This window comes from Thiopseudomonas denitrificans (assembly GCF_002866065.1).
GTDB lineage: Bacteria > Pseudomonadota > Gammaproteobacteria > Pseudomonadales > Pseudomonadaceae > Thiopseudomonas > Thiopseudomonas denitrificans.
This window is the reverse complement of record NZ_LNJZ01000009.1, coordinates 224,006-239,619: the sequence shown is the minus strand read 5'-3', so window position 1 is coordinate 239,619 and position 15,614 is coordinate 224,006. Positions and strand designations below refer to the sequence as shown.

The window sequence follows — 15,614 nt, the reverse complement described above, 5'->3', positions numbered from 1 at the left end:
GATCAGTCCTCCAGACCAAATTCGTCATCAAGCTTGTTCATTCTCCATGCGTAGAAGACGATCAAGGCGAGGAAGGTGAAAATTGAACCTTGCTGGGCAAACCAGAAGCCGAGGTCGGCTCCGCCAATGTGGATGCCCATGAACAGCGGTCGCAGCAACAGGCCAAGCCCATAGGACACGAAGGCCCAAATGGCGAGGCAGATGATGATCAGGCGGAGGTTGGTACTCCAGTACTGCTGATCCCTTTCAGTAATTTCTTTTGGCATGACTGTGCACTCCAGATTTAATTGTTTTTGTTAACGCAGGCGAGAGAATCGGGCTTTATTTTTATTCAACCTCCGGTCTTATTTTTATAAGGGTTGCAAGATGTCCTGAAATGTTTAAGTTTCAGCGTTTGTTTTTATTGTTTCCATGAGTGGCCGGTTTTTTTGGATGTTGGTCCGGGCCTTGAATACTGCGGCTCATGGCTTGTGGCTTATGCTAGGGTTTGGCAGATAATTGTGTATTCGACCTTTAGATTATTCGATGCTATCAGTTTGGGAGCATATTAATAGCAGGCTACTGTGTTTGACCTTTAAATGTAATTAGCACGACAACAAGATTCGTGCTAATTGTTTGCATGCTAATATGTTTTAAATGTTTTTTAATGTTTTCTGGTCAGTTGCAAAATGGCCTGGCAGGTATCACTTTGCTGGTGTGTAGCGCTGCAGGGCAGGGGGGATGGCACCTGTTCGGGCGGCGAATCCGGGTGGGAGGCTGGCCGGCTTGCAGGCAGCCGTTCGCCAGAAATGTCCGTCAACGGGCTTCTGCTTGTAGCGAAGCAAGGCGGGCGGCTTGAAATTTGTGGTCGCGTCCTTATCTATTCATTCGCTACCGGTGAGCCCGGGTAAGACTAATGGATATACGCCACGGCTCGCCCAACAGGATATCTGGAGGAAAAAACATGCGAGCCGATCGTTTGACCAGTCAATTACAACTGGCCCTGTCCGATGCCCAGTCCGTTGCACTGGGCCAGGACCACACCGCCATTGAACCCGTCCACCTGCTGCTGGCGCTGATCGACCAGCAGGGCGGGGCCATTCGCCCGCTGCTGATGCAGGTGGGCTTTGATGTCAACAAGCTCAAGGCCGAACTGAACCGGGTACTGGAGGATTTGCCAAAAATCCAGAGTCCCACCGGCGACATGAGCCTGTCGCAGGATCTGGCGCGCCTGCTCAACCAGGCCGACCGCCTGTCACAACAGAAGAAAGACCAGTTCATTTCCAGCGAGCTGGTGTTGCTGGCGGCGATGGACGAGAACACGCGTGTCGGCAAGATCCTGCTGGGCCAGGGCGTCAGCCGCCAGGCGCTGGAAAACGCCATCAATAACCTGCGTGGCGGTGCCAGTGTCGATGACCCCAATGCCGAGCAGTCCCGCCAGGCGCTGGAGAAGTACTGCATCGATCTGACCGAGCGGGCCGAGCAGGGCAAGCTGGACCCGGTGATCGGCCGTGATGACGAGATCCGCCGTACCGTGCAGGTATTGCAGCGCCGCACCAAGAATAACCCGGTCCTGATCGGCGAGCCTGGCGTGGGCAAGACCGCCATTGCCGAGGGGCTGGCGCAGCGCATCATCAATGGCGAAGTGCCGGACAACCTGAAAGGCAAGCGCCTGCTGTCGCTGGACATGGGTGCGCTGATTGCCGGTGCCAAATACCGTGGCGAGTTCGAGGAGCGCTTGAAAGCCCTGCTCGGCGAGCTGGCCAAGCAGGAAGGGCAAATTATCCTGTTCATTGACGAACTGCACACCATGGTCGGGGCGGGCAAGGGCGAGGGAGCGATGGATGCCGGCAACATGCTCAAGCCGGCGCTGGCGCGTGGCGAACTGCACTGTGTCGGGGCCACCACGCTGGACGAATACCGCCAGTACATCGAGAAGGATGCCGCGCTGGAGCGCCGCTTCCAGAAGGTGCTGATCGACGAGCCGAGCGAGGAAGACACCATTGCCATCCTGCGCGGCCTGAAAGAGCGCTACGAGGTTCACCACGGCATCACCATCACCGACGGCGCCATCATTGCCGCCGCCAAACTCAGCCATCGCTACATCACCGACCGCCAGCTGCCGGACAAGGCCATCGACCTGATTGACGAGGCGGCCAGCATGATCCGCATGGAAATCGACTCCAAGCCCGAAGCGCTGGACCGTCTTGATCGTCGTCTGATCCAGCTGAAGATCGAGCGTGAAGCCCTGAAGAAGGAAGACGACGCCGACACCCGCAAGCGGCTGGAAAAGCTGGAAGAGGAAATTGCCCGCTTCGAACGCGAATATGCCGACCTAGAGGAGGTCTGGAAATCCGAGAAGGCCGAGGTGCAGGGTTCTGCCCAGCTGCAGCAGCAGATTGAGCAGGCCCGCCAGGAAATGGAGCTGGCCCGCCGCAAGGGTGATCTTAACCGCATGGCCGAGCTGCAATATGGCGTGATTCCCGATCTGGAGCGCAGCCTGCAGATGGTCGACCAGCACAGCAAGAGCGAAAATCAGTTGCTGCGCAACAAGGTCACCGACGAGGAAGTGGCCGATGTGGTGTCGAAGTGGACCGGCATTCCGGTATCCAAGATGCTGGAAGGCGAGCGCGACAAGCTGATCAGGATGGAGCAGTTGCTGCACACCCGTGTCATTGGCCAGGACGAGGCGGTGACCGCCGTGTCCAACGCGGTACGTCGTTCACGTGCCGGTCTGGCCGATCCGGATCGCCCGGCAGGCTCCTTCCTGTTCCTTGGCCCGACAGGTGTGGGCAAGACCGAGCTGTGTAAGGCGCTGGCCGAGTTCCTGTTCGACACCGAGGATGCCATGGTGCGCATCGATATGTCCGAGTTCATGGAGAAGCATTCCGTGGCACGCCTGATCGGTGCGCCTCCCGGTTATGTCGGCTACGAAGAGGGCGGCTACCTGACCGAGGCGGTACGCCGCAAGCCGTATTCCGTGGTGCTGATGGACGAAGTGGAAAAAGCCCACCCCGATGTGTTCAACGTGCTGCTGCAGGTACTGGAAGATGGTCGCCTGACCGACAGCCATGGCCGCACCGTGGACTTTCGCAATACCGTGGTGGTGATGACCTCCAACCTCGGTTCGGCACAGATCCAGGAGCTGGTCGGTGATCGCGAAGCCCAGCGTGCCGCGGTGATGGATGCCGTGGGCAGCCACTTCCGTCCCGAGTTCGTCAACCGGATTGACGAGCTGGTGATCTTCGAGCCGCTGGACAAGCAGCAGATTGCCGGCATTGCACAGATCCAGCTGGGCCGCTTGCGTCAGCGTCTGGCTGAGCGCGGTCTGAGCCTGGAGCTGAGCAGCGAGGCGATGGACAAATTGATCGATGTGGGTTACGACCCTGTCTATGGTGCGCGGCCGCTCAAACGTGCCATCCAGCGCTGGATCGAAAACCCGCTGGCCCAGCAGATTCTTTCCGGCCAGTTTGGCGAGGGAGCGCAGATCAGGGCACAGGTGGCAGGCGGCGAAATAGTCTTCGCCTGAGGCTGTTGATTCAAGCAAGCCCTTCTTCCTTGCGGAAGAGGGGCTTTTTATTGGCTGACCAAAAAGTCTGCTTGTGGCGCAGCGGTTCGGAGTTTTTCCGGGTTTGCTCCAACATCTTGTTAGTAATAGGCATTCTCAATTAAGCGTGGTCAATTGTCGCAGGTCATTGCGTCACTCTGTAGCAGGGAACAGTATGAGCTGAAGATTAAGTATTTTATGGATCATTGCCATGCGCACTCTAATCAGGATCTGTCTCTTGTTGCTGGTGGCCGGCTCCTGGTCGGCGGCAGCAAGCACCGGGCTTCCGGTAAAGCCGGGCTCGTCAACTGCGGATCACGGCAAGTTCGCCGAGCTGCAAAAAGACTTTGCCAGCGGTCCGGAAGTCACCCGTGCCTGTCTCGCCTGCCATACCGAGGCGGCAAAACAGCTGCAGCAGACCACCCACTGGAAGTGGGAGTTCAATCAGCCACAAACCGGACAGCTGCTGGGCAAGAAGCATGAGCCCAACGTGTTCTGTGGCAGCCTCAAGTCCAACTATCCGCGTTGTACCTCCTGTCATATCGGCTATGGCTGGGAAGACAAGGATTTCGATTTCACTGCCGAGCAGAACGTCGACTGCCTGGCCTGTCACGACACCACCGCCACCTACCTGAAAACCGAAGCCGGTGCCGGACATCCGGCCTATGAGGATGTGCTGGTCAACGGCGAATACAAGATCGAGAACAAGCGCCCGGTGAAAAAGGTCGATCTGGGCATGGTGGCACGCAATGTCGGCCCGACCAGTCGCCAGAACTGCGGCAGCTGTCACTTCTTCGGGGGTGGCGGTGACGGGGTCAAGCACGGCGATCTGGACAGCTCGCTGATCAATCCCGACCGGGCGCTGGACGTGCACATGGATGCGGGCGGCCTCAACTTCAGTTGTGCCACCTGCCACACCTCGGACGAGCACAGCGTGGCCGGCAGCCGTTATGCCATGGAAGCCAAGGATACCCACGGCATCGACATTCCCGGCAGCAGTCATGGCGGTCGTGCCAGTTGCGAGTCCTGTCATGGCGACAAGCCGCACGATTTCGGCGTCAACAACAAGCTCAATGACCACACCGGCAAGGTGGCATGCCAGACCTGTCACATTCCCGAGTTTGCCCGTGGTGGCGTGCCGACCAAGATGTACTGGGACTGGTCGCAGGCCGGCACGAAGATGAAACGGGACGAAAACGGCGAACTGGTGCTCAATGCCAAAGGCAAGCCGGTGCTGTATTTCGAATATGACGACAATGGCTGGATGACCTATGCCAACCACAAGGGCGAGTTCCGCAACGCGGTCAACGTGCCGCCGGTCTACCGCTGGTTTGACGGCCAGGTCGAGTACACCATGCTGGATGACGAGATCGATCCGGAGAAGCGGGTGTCGGTCAACAAGGTCAAGGGCAGCCATGATGATCCCGATTCACGTATCTGGCCGTTCAAGCGCATGACCGGCAAGCAGCCCTACGACAAGCAGACCAGCCGCCTGCTGGCGACCAACGTGTTCGGCCCGGATGGCGATGATGCGCTCTGGACCAACTTCAACTGGGTCAAGGCGCTGATGGTTGGTCAGGCTGATGCCGTGGCAACCGGCGCGGCACCGGATCCGTTCAGCGGCAAGCACGGTTTTGTCGACAACGAGATGTTCTGGCCGATCACCCACATGGTGGCACCCAAGGAGCAGGCACTGCAGTGCGACTCCTGTCATGCCCGCGATGGCCGCCTGGCCGAGCTGAAGGGCTTCTACATGCCGGGTCGTGATTCCTCGGTCTGGGTTGACCGCCTGGGTACCTGGGCCATCTGGGCCGCTCTGGCCGGGGTGCTGGTGCATCTGCTGGGCCGCATCATTTTCGGGAGGAAGCGCTCATGAAGGTCATGGTTTACAAAAGATTCGAACGTTTCTGGCACTGGTCGCAGGCAGCGCTGATCATCGGCCTGATGCTGACCGGCTTCGAGATCCACTCCAGTTACAGCTGGCTCGGCTTCGAGACGGCGGTGAATGCGCACATCGTCATGGCGCTGTTGCTGATCGCCCTCTGGCTGTTCGCGATCTTCTGGCACTTCACCACCGGCGAGTGGCGCCAGTACATACCGACCACCGAGAAGCTGGCCGCGATGGCGCGCTACTACGCGTTCGGCATGTTCAAGGACGAGGAAAAGCCCTACAAGAAGTCGCTCAGTGCCAAGCACAACCCGCTGCAGCGGCTGGCCTATCTGGTGTTCAAGCTGCTGATCTCGCCGGTGATCTGGGTCAGCGGCATGCTGTACTTGCTGTATCCCTACTGGCCGCAGCTGGGGCTGGGCTGGCTGACGCTGGCGCCGGTGGCGATTGTGCATACCGCAGCCGCCTTTGCCATGCTGGTGTTCTTCATTGCCCACGTCTATCTGGCCTTTACCGGCAAGCCGTTCTACGAGTATGTGCATGCCATGATCACCGGCTACGAGGAACTGGACGACGAAGACGCGAAAGGTTGACCGTAGGTGCGAATTCATTCGCACAACCACGTCCCGCATGGCACAAATTCATTCGCACGTCGGGCCCTGCTGCCCGGCTTTGCCGGGCTTGTCCGAATAAATTCGGACCTACAAATCAATGCCCGAAGAGACCGGATCTACAAATCAATGCCCGAATAGACCGGACTTATAGCCGGCTGGCGGCTGGTTGTGCGGAAAACCGGCTCCCATGGAAACATGGGCCATGCTAAGGTAGCCGCTTTTTGGAGCCCCGCCATGCCCCACGCCGTAGCCCGCTTGCGCGCCGCGCGTCTGGCCCGCAGCCAGAAACCCTTTGCCGCCCGTGGCGCACTGCTGGTGCGCTGCCCGCGTTGCCGGGTGGCCGAGCGCTACTGTATCTGTGCCTGGCAGCCGCAGGTGGCGGCGCACAGCGGTGTCTGCCTGCTGATGGCCGACAAGGAACCGCTCAAGCCGAGCAACACCGGCTGGCTGATTGCTGATGTGGTGCCGGATACCCATGCCTTCCTCTGGTCGCGCACCGAGCCTGGCCCCGATATGCTGGCGCTGCTGGCAAACCCGCAGTGGCAGCCATGGCTGGTGTTTCCGGCCGACAATGCGGTTGCCGGCCAGCCGGTGGTGCATGAGCTGCCTGCAACGGCCGGAGCCGACAACAGCGGCAAGCGTCCCTTGTTCGTGCTGCTTGATGGCACCTGGCAGGAAGCGCGCAAGATGTACCGCAAGTCGGAATATCTGCAGAAATTGCCGGTGCTCAGCCTGCAGCCACAGCAGGTTTCGCGCTATCACCTGCGTACCGCACAGAGCGCCGAACAGCTATCGACCGCCGAGGTCATGGTGCACTGCCTGCAGCAGGCCGGGGATACAGAGGCGGCACAGGCGCTGGCCGGCTGGTTTGCCCGTTTCAACCGTCACTATCTGGCGGCAAAGCGTCCGCTGACGCCGCTGCAGGAACAGGCGCTGTTGCAACGTCCATGACAACAGTCTGGCCGTCACTGACCGGCAGGGCGGCCGGTCCGGTGCTCAGACAGTGCAGCGGCTCGGTGCCTGGTGCGGGTTGTGGCTGCTGCGGCCACAGCTGGGCCAGCAACATGGCACCCAGCATCAGGGCAGCACCGAAATAGCCTTGTACCGACAGAGTTTCGCCAAGGAACAGCGCTGCGGCAATCGCCGCAAACACGCCTTCCAGCGACAGGATGATGGCGGCGTGCGCCGGCCGGGCCCGCTGCAGCGCGATCGCCTGCAGGCTGAAAGCGATGCCGATGGACAGGATGCCGGCGTACAGCAGGGCCGGTGCGGCCTGCACTATGTGTGGCAGGGAGAAAGGTTCCAGCAACAGGGCCGCCAGCAGGCTGAAAACGGCGCAGGTGACGAACTGGATAAAGGCCAGCCGCAGCGGGTCGTGCTTTTTGGCCAGATACCCCATCACCAGTACCTGCACAGCCCAGCATAGTGCACTGGCCAGCTGCAGCCAGTCACCGCCGGCAATGCGGAAACCGTCTTCTACCGTCAGCAGGTACAGGCCGCACATGGCCAGCACAACGCCCAGCCAGGTACCGGTGTTGGTACGCAGGCCGATCAGCAGACCCAGCAGGGGCACCATCAGTACATACATGCCGGTGATGAAACCGGCATGGGACACACTGGTAAACAGCAGGCCGGCCTGTTGCAGGTTGATGCCGGCGGTGACGATCAGGCCCAGCAGAAAACCGCCGCGCAGCAGGGACTGGTCGAGAAAGGGCGTACTGACCTTGCCCGCATGGCGGCGATAAAGCAGAAAAGGCAGCACCACCAGAGCGCCGAGAATGAAACGCAAACCGGAAAATAGCAGCGGGCCGATGCTGTCCATGCCCAGCCGCTGGGCGACAAAGGCGCTGCCCCAGATCATGGCCACGAGTAACAGCAGGAGGTTAGTTTGCAAGAGTTTTTTCGGCATTTTGGTATGGGTCAGGTGAAAAGTTGATATTCGCTGTTAGTCTTGTGCTGGCTTGGGCCTTAGTATAAGGTAGTTGCCCGTGTCAACGCGGCAAGATGGTGTCATTTCGTGGCAGGCTGGCAAATGGCCTGTATTGCTGGCGATATGGCATATACATATCCGGTTGCCCGATGACACGCAGTGACTGCAAGGGCTCAAGTCCTGGCCTGCGTAACGGGCACAACACTGTGCTCACGACACTGTGGCGGTCACATTCCAGTTATTTTCAAGAGACGGGTTACTTATTTCATGGCTGCTTACGATATCCTGATTGCCGATGATCACCCCCTGTTCCGTAGCGCCCTGCAGCAAGCATTGACCATCACCCTGGGCGACAGTGTACGCCTGGTCGAGGCTGAAAGCATTGCCCAGCTGGAAGCCCGGCTGGCCGAAAAGTCCGACTGGGACCTGGTGCTGCTGGACCTGAACATGCCGGGGGCACACGGTTTTTCCGGACTGGTGCTGTTGCGCGGCCAATACCCGCAAATTCCCGTGGTGATGGTCTCGGCACAGGAAGAGGCAGCTGTCATGAGCCGCTCCCGCGAGTTTGGTGCCAGTGGTTTCATTCCCAAGTCCAGCTCGCTTGAGCAGATCCAGCAGGCGGTGCAGACGGTGCTGGACGGCGATGACTGGTGGCCCGAGCAGCCGGACGAAGACACCGCCATGACCGAAGAGGAAAAGGCTGCCAGTGCCGGTCTGGCCAGCCTGACACCACAGCAGTTCCGTGTCCTGACCATGGTCTGTGACGGCCTGCTCAACAAGCAGATCGCCTACGACCTGAATGTGTCCGAGGCCACCGTCAAGGCCCACGTGACCGCGATCTTCCGCAAGCTCAACGTACGTACCCGTACCCAGGCAGCCCTGTTGCTGCAGCAGATGGAATCGATCCCGCAACAGGCCTGATCCGTGACCTCTCCTTTCAAGGGGCAGACCGGTTGGCGTCGCCTTGTCAGTGCTGCCGGTTACTCCATTGACGGCCTGAAAGCCGCTTTCGTTTCGGAAGCGGCTTTTCGTCAATTGGTGGTCCTCAATCTGGTGCTGGTTCCCGCAAGTTTCTTTTTTTCTGTCACCGCCGTCGAGCGGGCCGTGCTGATTGCAGTTTGTCTGCTGTCGCTGATCATCGAGCTGTTCAACTCGGCCATCGAGGCGGTGGTTGACCGCATCTCGCTTGAGCGTCACCCCCTGTCAAAGAATGCCAAGGACATGGGCAGCGCCGCCCAGCTGATCGGCCTGTGCATGATTGCCATCGTCTGGGCGTTAATTTTGCTGGGCTGATTGGCGGCATTTTGTACAGGGCAGGCGGTTGTGCGAATGAATTTGTGCCATGCGGGGTGTGGTTGTGCGAATTTATTCGGACAAGCCCGGCTCCCGCGCGGCGGTTACCCCGGCCAGGGTATTGAACGATGTATCCTTGGCCGTCAGCAAAAAATCCTGCATGAAGGCAGCATCCAGCATGTCGGTACGTACCGCGGCATACAGGGTCGAGAACAGCCCCTTTTCCCCGAGCTTTTTCACCGTCACATAACCCTTGCTGCTGTACTCGTGAATGGCCCAGTTGGGCAGGCAGCACACCCCGCGACCGCTGGCCACCAGCTGCATCATCATGATGGTCAGCTCGGAGGTGCGGATGCTCAGCGGTTCGACATCCGCCGGTTCCAGAAAATGATTGAAAATATCCAGCCGGTCACGTTCCACCGGATAGGTGATCAGCACCTCGCCGGCCAGGTCTTGCGGTTCGATAAAGGCCTTGGCCGCCAGCGGATGCTGGTTGGCCACCGCGAGCAGGGCTTCGTAGGCAAACAGCGGGATATAGCTGATGCCGTTCAGCTCGACCGGGTCGGAGGTGACGACCAGATCAAGGTCGCCACGGGCCAGCGCCGGCAGCGGAGCAAAGGCAAAACCGGAGGCCAGGTCCAGCTCTACCTCGGGCCAGGCTTCGCGAAACTGGTCAATGGTCGGCATCAGCCACTGGAAGCAGCTATGGCATTCAATGGCCATGTGCAGGCGGCCGGAACTGCCACCCTGCAGGCGGGCCATGTCGCGCTCGGCACCGCGCATCAGCGGCAACACATCATCGGCCAGCCGCAGCAAACGCAGGCCGGCGCTGGAGAAACGCACGGGTTTGGTCTTGCGCACAAACAGCTGCATGCCGAGGCGCTCCTCCAGCTCGCGGAACTGGTGCGACAGGGCGGACTGGGTCAGGTGCAGGCGTTCGGCGGCATCCACCATGCTGTCGGCGTCGCGCAATGCGACAAGGGTTTTCAGATGACGTATTTCCAGCATGGCATTAACGGCTGCTGGTGATTTTCACCAGATTGCCGCCCTCAAAACGCAGATAGTGATACATCCCGTTGCGCGGGCCATATACCCACTCCTCAACGCGGACGTCATTGACGTGGCCATACTGGTTGACCACTTCGCGGTAGCCCAGTGATGCCTGTTCGACCGGCTGGCCGCACTTGGCCAGCACCTGGTATTCACTGTCGCCGGTACTGATCAGGCCGGAGCCGCAGCGCAGGGTCGAGCCGGCCTGCACCGGCAGGCTGCCCAGCCCGAACGCCAGCACAAGGGCGATGGATGCCAACAGTTTCATGATGTTCTCCTCAGGGCAGGCGCTTGCCTTCGATGCGTACCAGCCGGTTGCCTTCCAGGCGCAGAATATACGTCATGCCGTTGCGCGGGCCGTAGATCCACTCTTCGATCATCAGCTCCAGTCGCTGGCCCGGCCCAAGGGTATAGCCTACCGTGTCGCGGTAAACCGGCTCGCCACACTTGCGCCTGATCTCGAAACCACGGTCCCCGAGGCTGACCAGATCGCTGCCGCAGCGCAGGGTTTCCGCGCCGGCAGTGGTACTGGCCAATACCAGACCGGTGGCCAGCAGGCCAAAAGACAGTTTGCTCATAACACATCCAGATGCAGCTGGCTGAAGATGACATCACTGCCGGCTTCGGCCTTTTCGTTCACGTCGAGCAGGTACAGGCGCTCGACATCGACACCACCCTGTTCGACCAGATGGCTGCGGATGGCCGCTGCGCGTTGCTGGGCCAGCCGGCGCAGGAATAGCGGATCGTCGGCCATCTGCCCAAGCACCTGCTGGCGCTGCCAGTCATGGCGTTCCTTGCGCGGCATGGACGGCATGGCAGCCACCTTGCCGTCTGCCAGCATGGATTCGTACACCTGTTCCAGCAGCTTGTCGCGGCTTTTCTCCGGCACTTCCATGCTGTAGATGTCGTCAGGCAGGGGTTTGCCGCGCTCCTGCAGCTGGCGGTAGAGAATCTCCTGATAGCGGCGTTCCAGCACCCGCTCGGCCAGGGCAGGGCCGTCCAGTACGGCTGCGCTGGTGCCTTCGATGTTGAGTTTCAGCATCGGGCGCTGCTGCAGTGCGTCGGCCAGGCTGTCCAGCGCGGCGATAGCGTCAGGATTCAGCCCGGGGCTGCCGGCAGCAAAGGGAATCTGCCCGAGATCCTTGTCACCGGCCTTGCCAATGCCGGCCAGCATCTTGAACGGGGATGACACGGCCCGTGTCAGCAGGTTGCGCAGGGTCTGCCAGACGATCGGCATCACGCTGAACTCCGGGCTGTTGAGGTCGCCCTTGACCGGCAGGTGGATGCTGATGTCGCCTTTGGTGTCCTTGAGCATGGCCACTGCCAGACGTACCGGCAGATCGACGGCATCGGCACTGTCAACCTTTTCGCCCAGCTGCAGCTGCTCCAGCAGCACGGTGTTGCTGGCATCCAGCTGGCCCTCGTTGACCTGGTAATGCAGCTCCATGTTGAGCCGGCCCTTCTGGATGCGGTAACCGGCAAATTTGCCGGAATAGGGCGTCAGCGCGGTCAGCTCGACCCGCTTGAACTCGGTGGTGATATCTAGTTGCTGCAGCGGGTCGAATGGTGTCAGCGAGCCGCTGATATGCACCGGCGCATAGTTGTCCACGGCACCGGTGATGTCCACCGGGGTGGGTTTTTTGCTTTCGCTGGCCAGAGTACCAATGCGGCCATTGAGCTTCTGGATGGCAGTGGCAAAGTGCGGCTTCAGGCTGTAGTCGGCAAAGTTGGCCGAGCCGTCCTCCACCAGCACCTCGCCCAGCTCGAAGGCGAAGGTGGCGTCGCTGCTGGCGGCTGGTGCGCTTTCAGGCTGCGGGATCAGCACCTGGCTGATGTTGGTTTCCAGGTTCTCGTTGATCACCAGCCGGGCGTAGGGCTGCTGCGCGCGAATACGGCCAATGCGCAGCGTGCTGTTGTTGGCCGCCTGGGCGAATGACAGCTGCTCCAGCTGCAACGCCTGCCATTTCAGCAGGTCACGGTTCTGGGCCTGATCACGCACATGCAGCTGGCGTACCTTGACCCCGCCGCTGACGTTCAGGTCCGGCTGCTGCAGTGACTTGATGCTGGCTTCCAGGTCGGTGTCGAGAAAGGCGCTGAGCAGCTCGATGCGGGCATAGGGCTTGATCCAGGGGCGGACGATACGCAGGTCGAGGTCGCGGCTTTTCAGCTGCGCGTTGCCGGTCATGGATTGCGGGGCGATGGCCGCTGCAAGATTTATGCTGCCTTCGCCCAGCCGGGTAGCCAGCTGCAGCCGGACCGGCTCGTCACTGCGGCTGTCCAGGCTGTCCAGCTGCAGGTTGATGGCGCTGAGTTGCAGGCTGACCGGTTCCGGCTGGTTGTGCATGTCCAGCGCGACCCGGCTGTTTTCAACCTTGAGCGTTTGCAGCTGCAGATGCCAGGGAATGTCCGCCAGCTTGAAGCCGTCGTTGCTGTCCTGCGTGGGCTCGAGATGGGCAGGCTTCTCAGTGTTGGCCGGCGGGGCGATTTTCTCCCAGTTGAGGCGGCCCTGCGCGTCGATCAGCAGCGGCGCATGCAGTTCCTGCAGGCTGATTTGCGCGACGCTGAGCTGTTGTGCGGCCAGATCCATGCCGGCCTGACTGATTTGCAGCCGGGCCAGTTCAAGCAGTGAATTCTGGTCCGCATCCGACAGGGCCAGGTTGTCCAGCTGCAGGTTCAGTCCGTTCAGCTGCAGTTGCAACTGCGGGTCCAGCTGCAGCTGGTAATTGCCATTCAGCTGCAGGCTGCCCTGCTGCAGGTGCAGTGGCAGCTGTTCCAGCACATAGGGCCACCAGCTGGCCAGCTGCAGGCCGCTGACCTGCAGCTGGCCACGGCTGGTCAGGGTGTGCAGGGCAAAATCGCCCGAGCCCTGAATATCGGTGTCGTCGCCGGCCCTGAGCTGCAGGCTAAAGGTCGCCGGATCTTCACGGTCGAGGGTGAATTCCCGCAGCTCGATATCGATACCGGCAAAATCCATGTCCAGCGGCTCGGGCAGGGCGCGGTCCTGATACGACAGGCTGCCCTGTTCGATGCGCGCCAGCTCCAGGGTGAAAGGGAAGGGTGTTGTAGCCGGTTCTTCGGCCTTGTCGGTACTTTCCGGCAGCTTGAACAGATCGAGCAGCGTCAGCCGGCGTGTTTCATCCAGCCCGATGTGTGCGTAAGGTTGTTGCAACAGCACTTCTTTCAGGTGAACGCGGCCCTGGAACAGGTTTTTCCAGCCCAGTTGTGCGCGGGCGGCTTCCAGTGAAATGGCGGGTTGTTCCTCGCCGATGCGAAAATGCCACAGGCGCAGCTCAAGGGTCAGCGGGTTGAACTCAAGACGCTGCAACCGTGCCGGTTGCGTGCTGTACTGGGCCAGCAGCTGGTTGCCGAAAAACAGGCCCAGCCCGGGAATGGCCAGGAAGCCCAGCCAGAGATAAAACAGAGGCAGAATAACCAGGGCCCAGCCCAGTCCCTTGAGGAATTTGCGCATGTTGCTGATCCTTGGAGTCACGGTGGCTACATTATGCCTCAGGATCTGCTGGCACGCACAATGTAGCGGGGTTGGACACTCCGGGCGTGACTATCGATGCAGCGAATGCGGCCATTTGCCGGCATAAAAGCAAATCCCCGCGCAGGGCGCGGGGATGAGCATGCAGGGCCGGAGCGGATCAGGCCAGTTTCTTGTAGCGCACGCGCTTGGGCTGTGCGGCGGCATCACCCAGGCGTTTCTTGCGGTCTTCCTCGAACTCGGTGTAGTTGCCTTCGAAGAAATACACGCTGCCATCGTCCTCATAGGACAGGATGTGGGTCGCGATACGGTCCAGGAACCAGCGGTCGTGCGAGATCACCATGGCCGAACCGGGGAAGTCCAGCAGGGCTTCTTCCAGCGCGCGCAGGGTTTCCACGTCAAGGTCGTTGGACGGTTCGTCAAGCAGCAGGAAGTTGCCGCCCTGTTTCAGCGTCAGTGCCAGGTGCAGGCGGCCACGCTCACCACCGGACAGGTCCTTGACGAACTTCTGCTGGTCCGAGCCCTTGAAGTTGAAACGGCCGACATAACCGCGCGAGGCCACTTCGTAGTTGCCGATGCGGATGACATCGCGGCCGTCGGAAATCTGTTCCCACACGGTTTTCTTGCCGTCCAGGTTGTCGCGGTGCTGGTCGACGCTGGCCACCTGTACGGTTTCACCGAGCACGATCTCGCCGGCATCGGGCTGCTCCTGGCCGGTGATCATGCGGAACAGGGTGGACTTGCCTGCACCGTTACCGCCGATGATGCCGATAATCGCGCCCTTGGGTACGCTGAAGCTCAGGTCATCAATCAGCACACGGTCGCCGTAGCCCTTGCGCACACCATTGACCTCCAGCACCTTGTCGCCCAGACGCGGGCCGGCCGGGATGTAGATCTCGTTGGTTTCGCTACGCTTCTGGAATTCCTGCGACTGCATTTCCTCGAAGCGGGCCAGACGGGCCTTGGACTTGGTCTGGCGGCCCTTGGCACCCTGACGTACCCATTCCAGCTCGGCTTTCATCGCCTTGTTGTGGCTGGCCTCCTGCTTGGCTTCGCGTTCCAGGCGGTCGGCCTTGGCTTCCAGCCACTGGGAGTAGTTGCCCTCGAAGGGAATGCCCTGGCCACGGTCGAGCTCCAGAATCCAGCCGGCCACGTTATCGAGGAAGTAACGGTCGTGCGTGATGGCCACTACAGTACCGGGAAAGTCGTGCAGGAAACGCTCAAGCCAGGCGACGGAGTCGGCATCCAGGTGGTTGGTCGGTTCGTCCAGCAGCAGCATGTCGGGGGCGGACAGCAGCAGGCGGCACAGCGCCACACGGCGCTTTTCGCCACCGGACAGGTGCTCGATCCTGGCATCCCAGTCGGGCAGGCGCAGCGCATCGGCGGCCACTTCCAGTTGACGCTCAAGGTTGTGGCCATCAGAGGCTTGCAGGATGGCTTCTAGCTTGGCCTGCTCGGCGGCCAGCGCATCAAAGTCGGCGTCCGGCTCGGCGTAGGCGGCGTAGACCTCGTCCAGGCGGGCCTGGGCCTGCTTGATCTCGTCTACCGCTTCCTCGACCACTTCGCGCACGTTCTTGTTCGGATCCAGCTCGGGCTCTTGCGGCAGGTAGCCGATCTTGATGCCGGGCATCGGGCGGGCTTCGCCGTTGAACTCCTTGTCGACGCCGGCCATGATGCGCAGCAGGGTTGATTTACCCGCACCGTTGAGGCCGAGCACGCCGATCTTGGCGCCGGGGAAGAAGGAGAGAGAAATGTCCTTGAGGATTTCGCGCTTGGGCGGTACCACTTTTCCAAGGCGATGCATGGTGAATACGTATTGAGACATA

Annotated in this window: 13 protein-coding genes; 6 read left to right on the top strand and 7 right to left on the bottom strand. The window is 60.5% G+C overall.

Features of this window, described 5'->3' with window-relative positions; all coding sequences use genetic code 11:
* Positions 1-2: 2 nt before the first annotated feature.
* Positions 3-266, bottom strand: a complete 264-nt coding sequence (locus AR306_RS10315) for a DUF4212 domain-containing protein (protein WP_101497490.1) — start codon at positions 264-266, stop codon at positions 3-5.
* 677 nt (positions 267-943) lie between these two features.
* Here AR306_RS10315 and clpB point away from each other — a divergent pair.
* From clpB to AR306_RS10295, 4 genes are all read left to right on the top strand, one after another.
* Positions 944-3,508 (top strand): ATP-dependent chaperone ClpB, encoded by a 2,565-nt coding sequence (gene clpB / locus AR306_RS10310; RefSeq protein WP_101497489.1) that lies wholly within the window; start codon positions 944-946, stop codon positions 3,506-3,508.
* Between the two features lie 229 nt (positions 3,509-3,737).
* Positions 3,738-5,402, top strand: a complete 1,665-nt coding sequence (locus tag AR306_RS10305) for a tetrathionate reductase family octaheme c-type cytochrome (RefSeq protein WP_101497488.1) — start codon at positions 3,738-3,740, stop codon at positions 5,400-5,402.
* On the top strand, positions 5,399-6,007 hold the full coding sequence (locus tag AR306_RS10300) for a cytochrome b/b6 domain-containing protein (protein WP_101497487.1): 609 nt from the start codon (positions 5,399-5,401) through the stop codon (positions 6,005-6,007). The genes AR306_RS10305 and AR306_RS10300 overlap by 4 nt, the downstream gene beginning before the upstream one ends.
* A gap of 255 nt (positions 6,008-6,262) precedes the next feature.
* Positions 6,263-6,979 carry a tRNA-uridine aminocarboxypropyltransferase gene (locus AR306_RS10295; protein ID WP_101497486.1) on the top strand — a complete coding sequence of 239 codons (717 nt, stop codon included), beginning with the start codon at positions 6,263-6,265 and terminating at the stop codon, positions 6,977-6,979.
* Here the strand turns inward: AR306_RS10295 and AR306_RS10290 are convergent.
* Positions 6,906-7,922, bottom strand: coding sequence for a DMT family transporter (locus tag AR306_RS10290; RefSeq protein WP_338066596.1), 1,017 nt, complete (start codon positions 7,920-7,922; stop codon positions 6,906-6,908). The genes AR306_RS10295 and AR306_RS10290 overlap by 74 nt on opposite strands.
* 303 nt (positions 7,923-8,225) lie before the next feature.
* Between AR306_RS10290 and erdR the strand changes: the two genes are divergently transcribed.
* Both erdR and AR306_RS10280 read left to right on the top strand, forming a co-directional pair.
* Positions 8,226-8,879, top strand: coding sequence for a response regulator transcription factor ErdR (gene erdR, locus AR306_RS10285; protein WP_101497484.1), 654 nt, complete (start codon positions 8,226-8,228; stop codon positions 8,877-8,879).
* Between the two features lie 3 nt (positions 8,880-8,882).
* Complete coding sequence (locus AR306_RS10280) at positions 8,883-9,251, top strand: diacylglycerol kinase (RefSeq protein ID WP_101497483.1); 369 nt, start codon at positions 8,883-8,885, stop codon at positions 9,249-9,251.
* A gap of 72 nt (positions 9,252-9,323) precedes the next feature.
* Here the strand turns inward: AR306_RS10280 and metR are convergent, their stop codons facing one another.
* The 5 genes from metR to ettA all read right to left on the bottom strand — a co-directional run bounded on the left by metR (position 9,324) and on the right by ettA (position 15,613).
* Positions 9,324-10,259, bottom strand: a complete 936-nt coding sequence (metR, locus tag AR306_RS10275; RefSeq protein WP_101497482.1) for a transcriptional regulator MetR — start codon at positions 10,257-10,259, stop codon at positions 9,324-9,326.
* Between the two features lie 4 nt (positions 10,260-10,263).
* Positions 10,264-10,569, bottom strand: coding sequence for a DUF2845 domain-containing protein (locus tag AR306_RS10270; RefSeq protein ID WP_101497481.1), 306 nt, complete (start codon positions 10,567-10,569; stop codon positions 10,264-10,266).
* A 10-nt stretch (positions 10,570-10,579) separates the two neighbouring features.
* Positions 10,580-10,879, bottom strand: coding sequence for a DUF2845 domain-containing protein (locus AR306_RS10265; protein ID WP_101497480.1), 300 nt, complete (start codon positions 10,877-10,879; stop codon positions 10,580-10,582).
* A complete protein-coding gene (locus tag AR306_RS10260; RefSeq protein WP_101497479.1) occupies positions 10,876-13,770 on the bottom strand; it encodes a DUF748 domain-containing protein in 2,895 nt (964 codons plus the stop codon). Before AR306_RS10260 ends, AR306_RS10265 begins: the two co-directional genes overlap by 4 nt.
* Positions 13,771-13,948: 178 nt before the next feature.
* Positions 13,949-15,613, bottom strand: a complete 1,665-nt coding sequence (ettA, locus tag AR306_RS10255) for an energy-dependent translational throttle protein EttA (protein ID WP_101497478.1) — start codon at positions 15,611-15,613, stop codon at positions 13,949-13,951.
* Position 15,614 lies beyond the last annotated feature (1 nt).

Coding starts and splice junctions, on each gene's coding strand:
- AR306_RS10315 (WP_101497490.1), bottom strand. CDS start 266: ATGCCAAAAGAAATTACTGAAAGGGATCAGCAGTACTGGAGTACCAAC.
- clpB (WP_101497489.1), top strand. CDS start 944: ATGCGAGCCGATCGTTTGACCAGTCAATTACAACTGGCCCTGTCCGAT.
- AR306_RS10305 (WP_101497488.1), top strand. CDS start 3,738: ATGCGCACTCTAATCAGGATCTGTCTCTTGTTGCTGGTGGCCGGCTCC.
- AR306_RS10300 (WP_101497487.1), top strand. CDS start 5,399: ATGAAGGTCATGGTTTACAAAAGATTCGAACGTTTCTGGCACTGGTCG.
- AR306_RS10295 (WP_101497486.1), top strand. CDS start 6,263: ATGCCCCACGCCGTAGCCCGCTTGCGCGCCGCGCGTCTGGCCCGCAGC.
- erdR (WP_101497484.1), top strand. CDS start 8,226: ATGGCTGCTTACGATATCCTGATTGCCGATGATCACCCCCTGTTCCGT.
- metR (WP_101497482.1), bottom strand. CDS start 10,259: ATGCTGGAAATACGTCATCTGAAAACCCTTGTCGCATTGCGCGACGCC.
- AR306_RS10270 (WP_101497481.1), bottom strand. CDS start 10,569: ATGAAACTGTTGGCATCCATCGCCCTTGTGCTGGCGTTCGGGCTGGGC.
- AR306_RS10265 (WP_101497480.1), bottom strand. CDS start 10,879: ATGAGCAAACTGTCTTTTGGCCTGCTGGCCACCGGTCTGGTATTGGCC.
- AR306_RS10260 (WP_101497479.1), bottom strand. CDS start 13,770: ATGCGCAAATTCCTCAAGGGACTGGGCTGGGCCCTGGTTATTCTGCCT.
- ettA (WP_101497478.1), bottom strand. CDS start 15,613: ATGTCTCAATACGTATTCACCATGCATCGCCTTGGAAAAGTGGTACCG.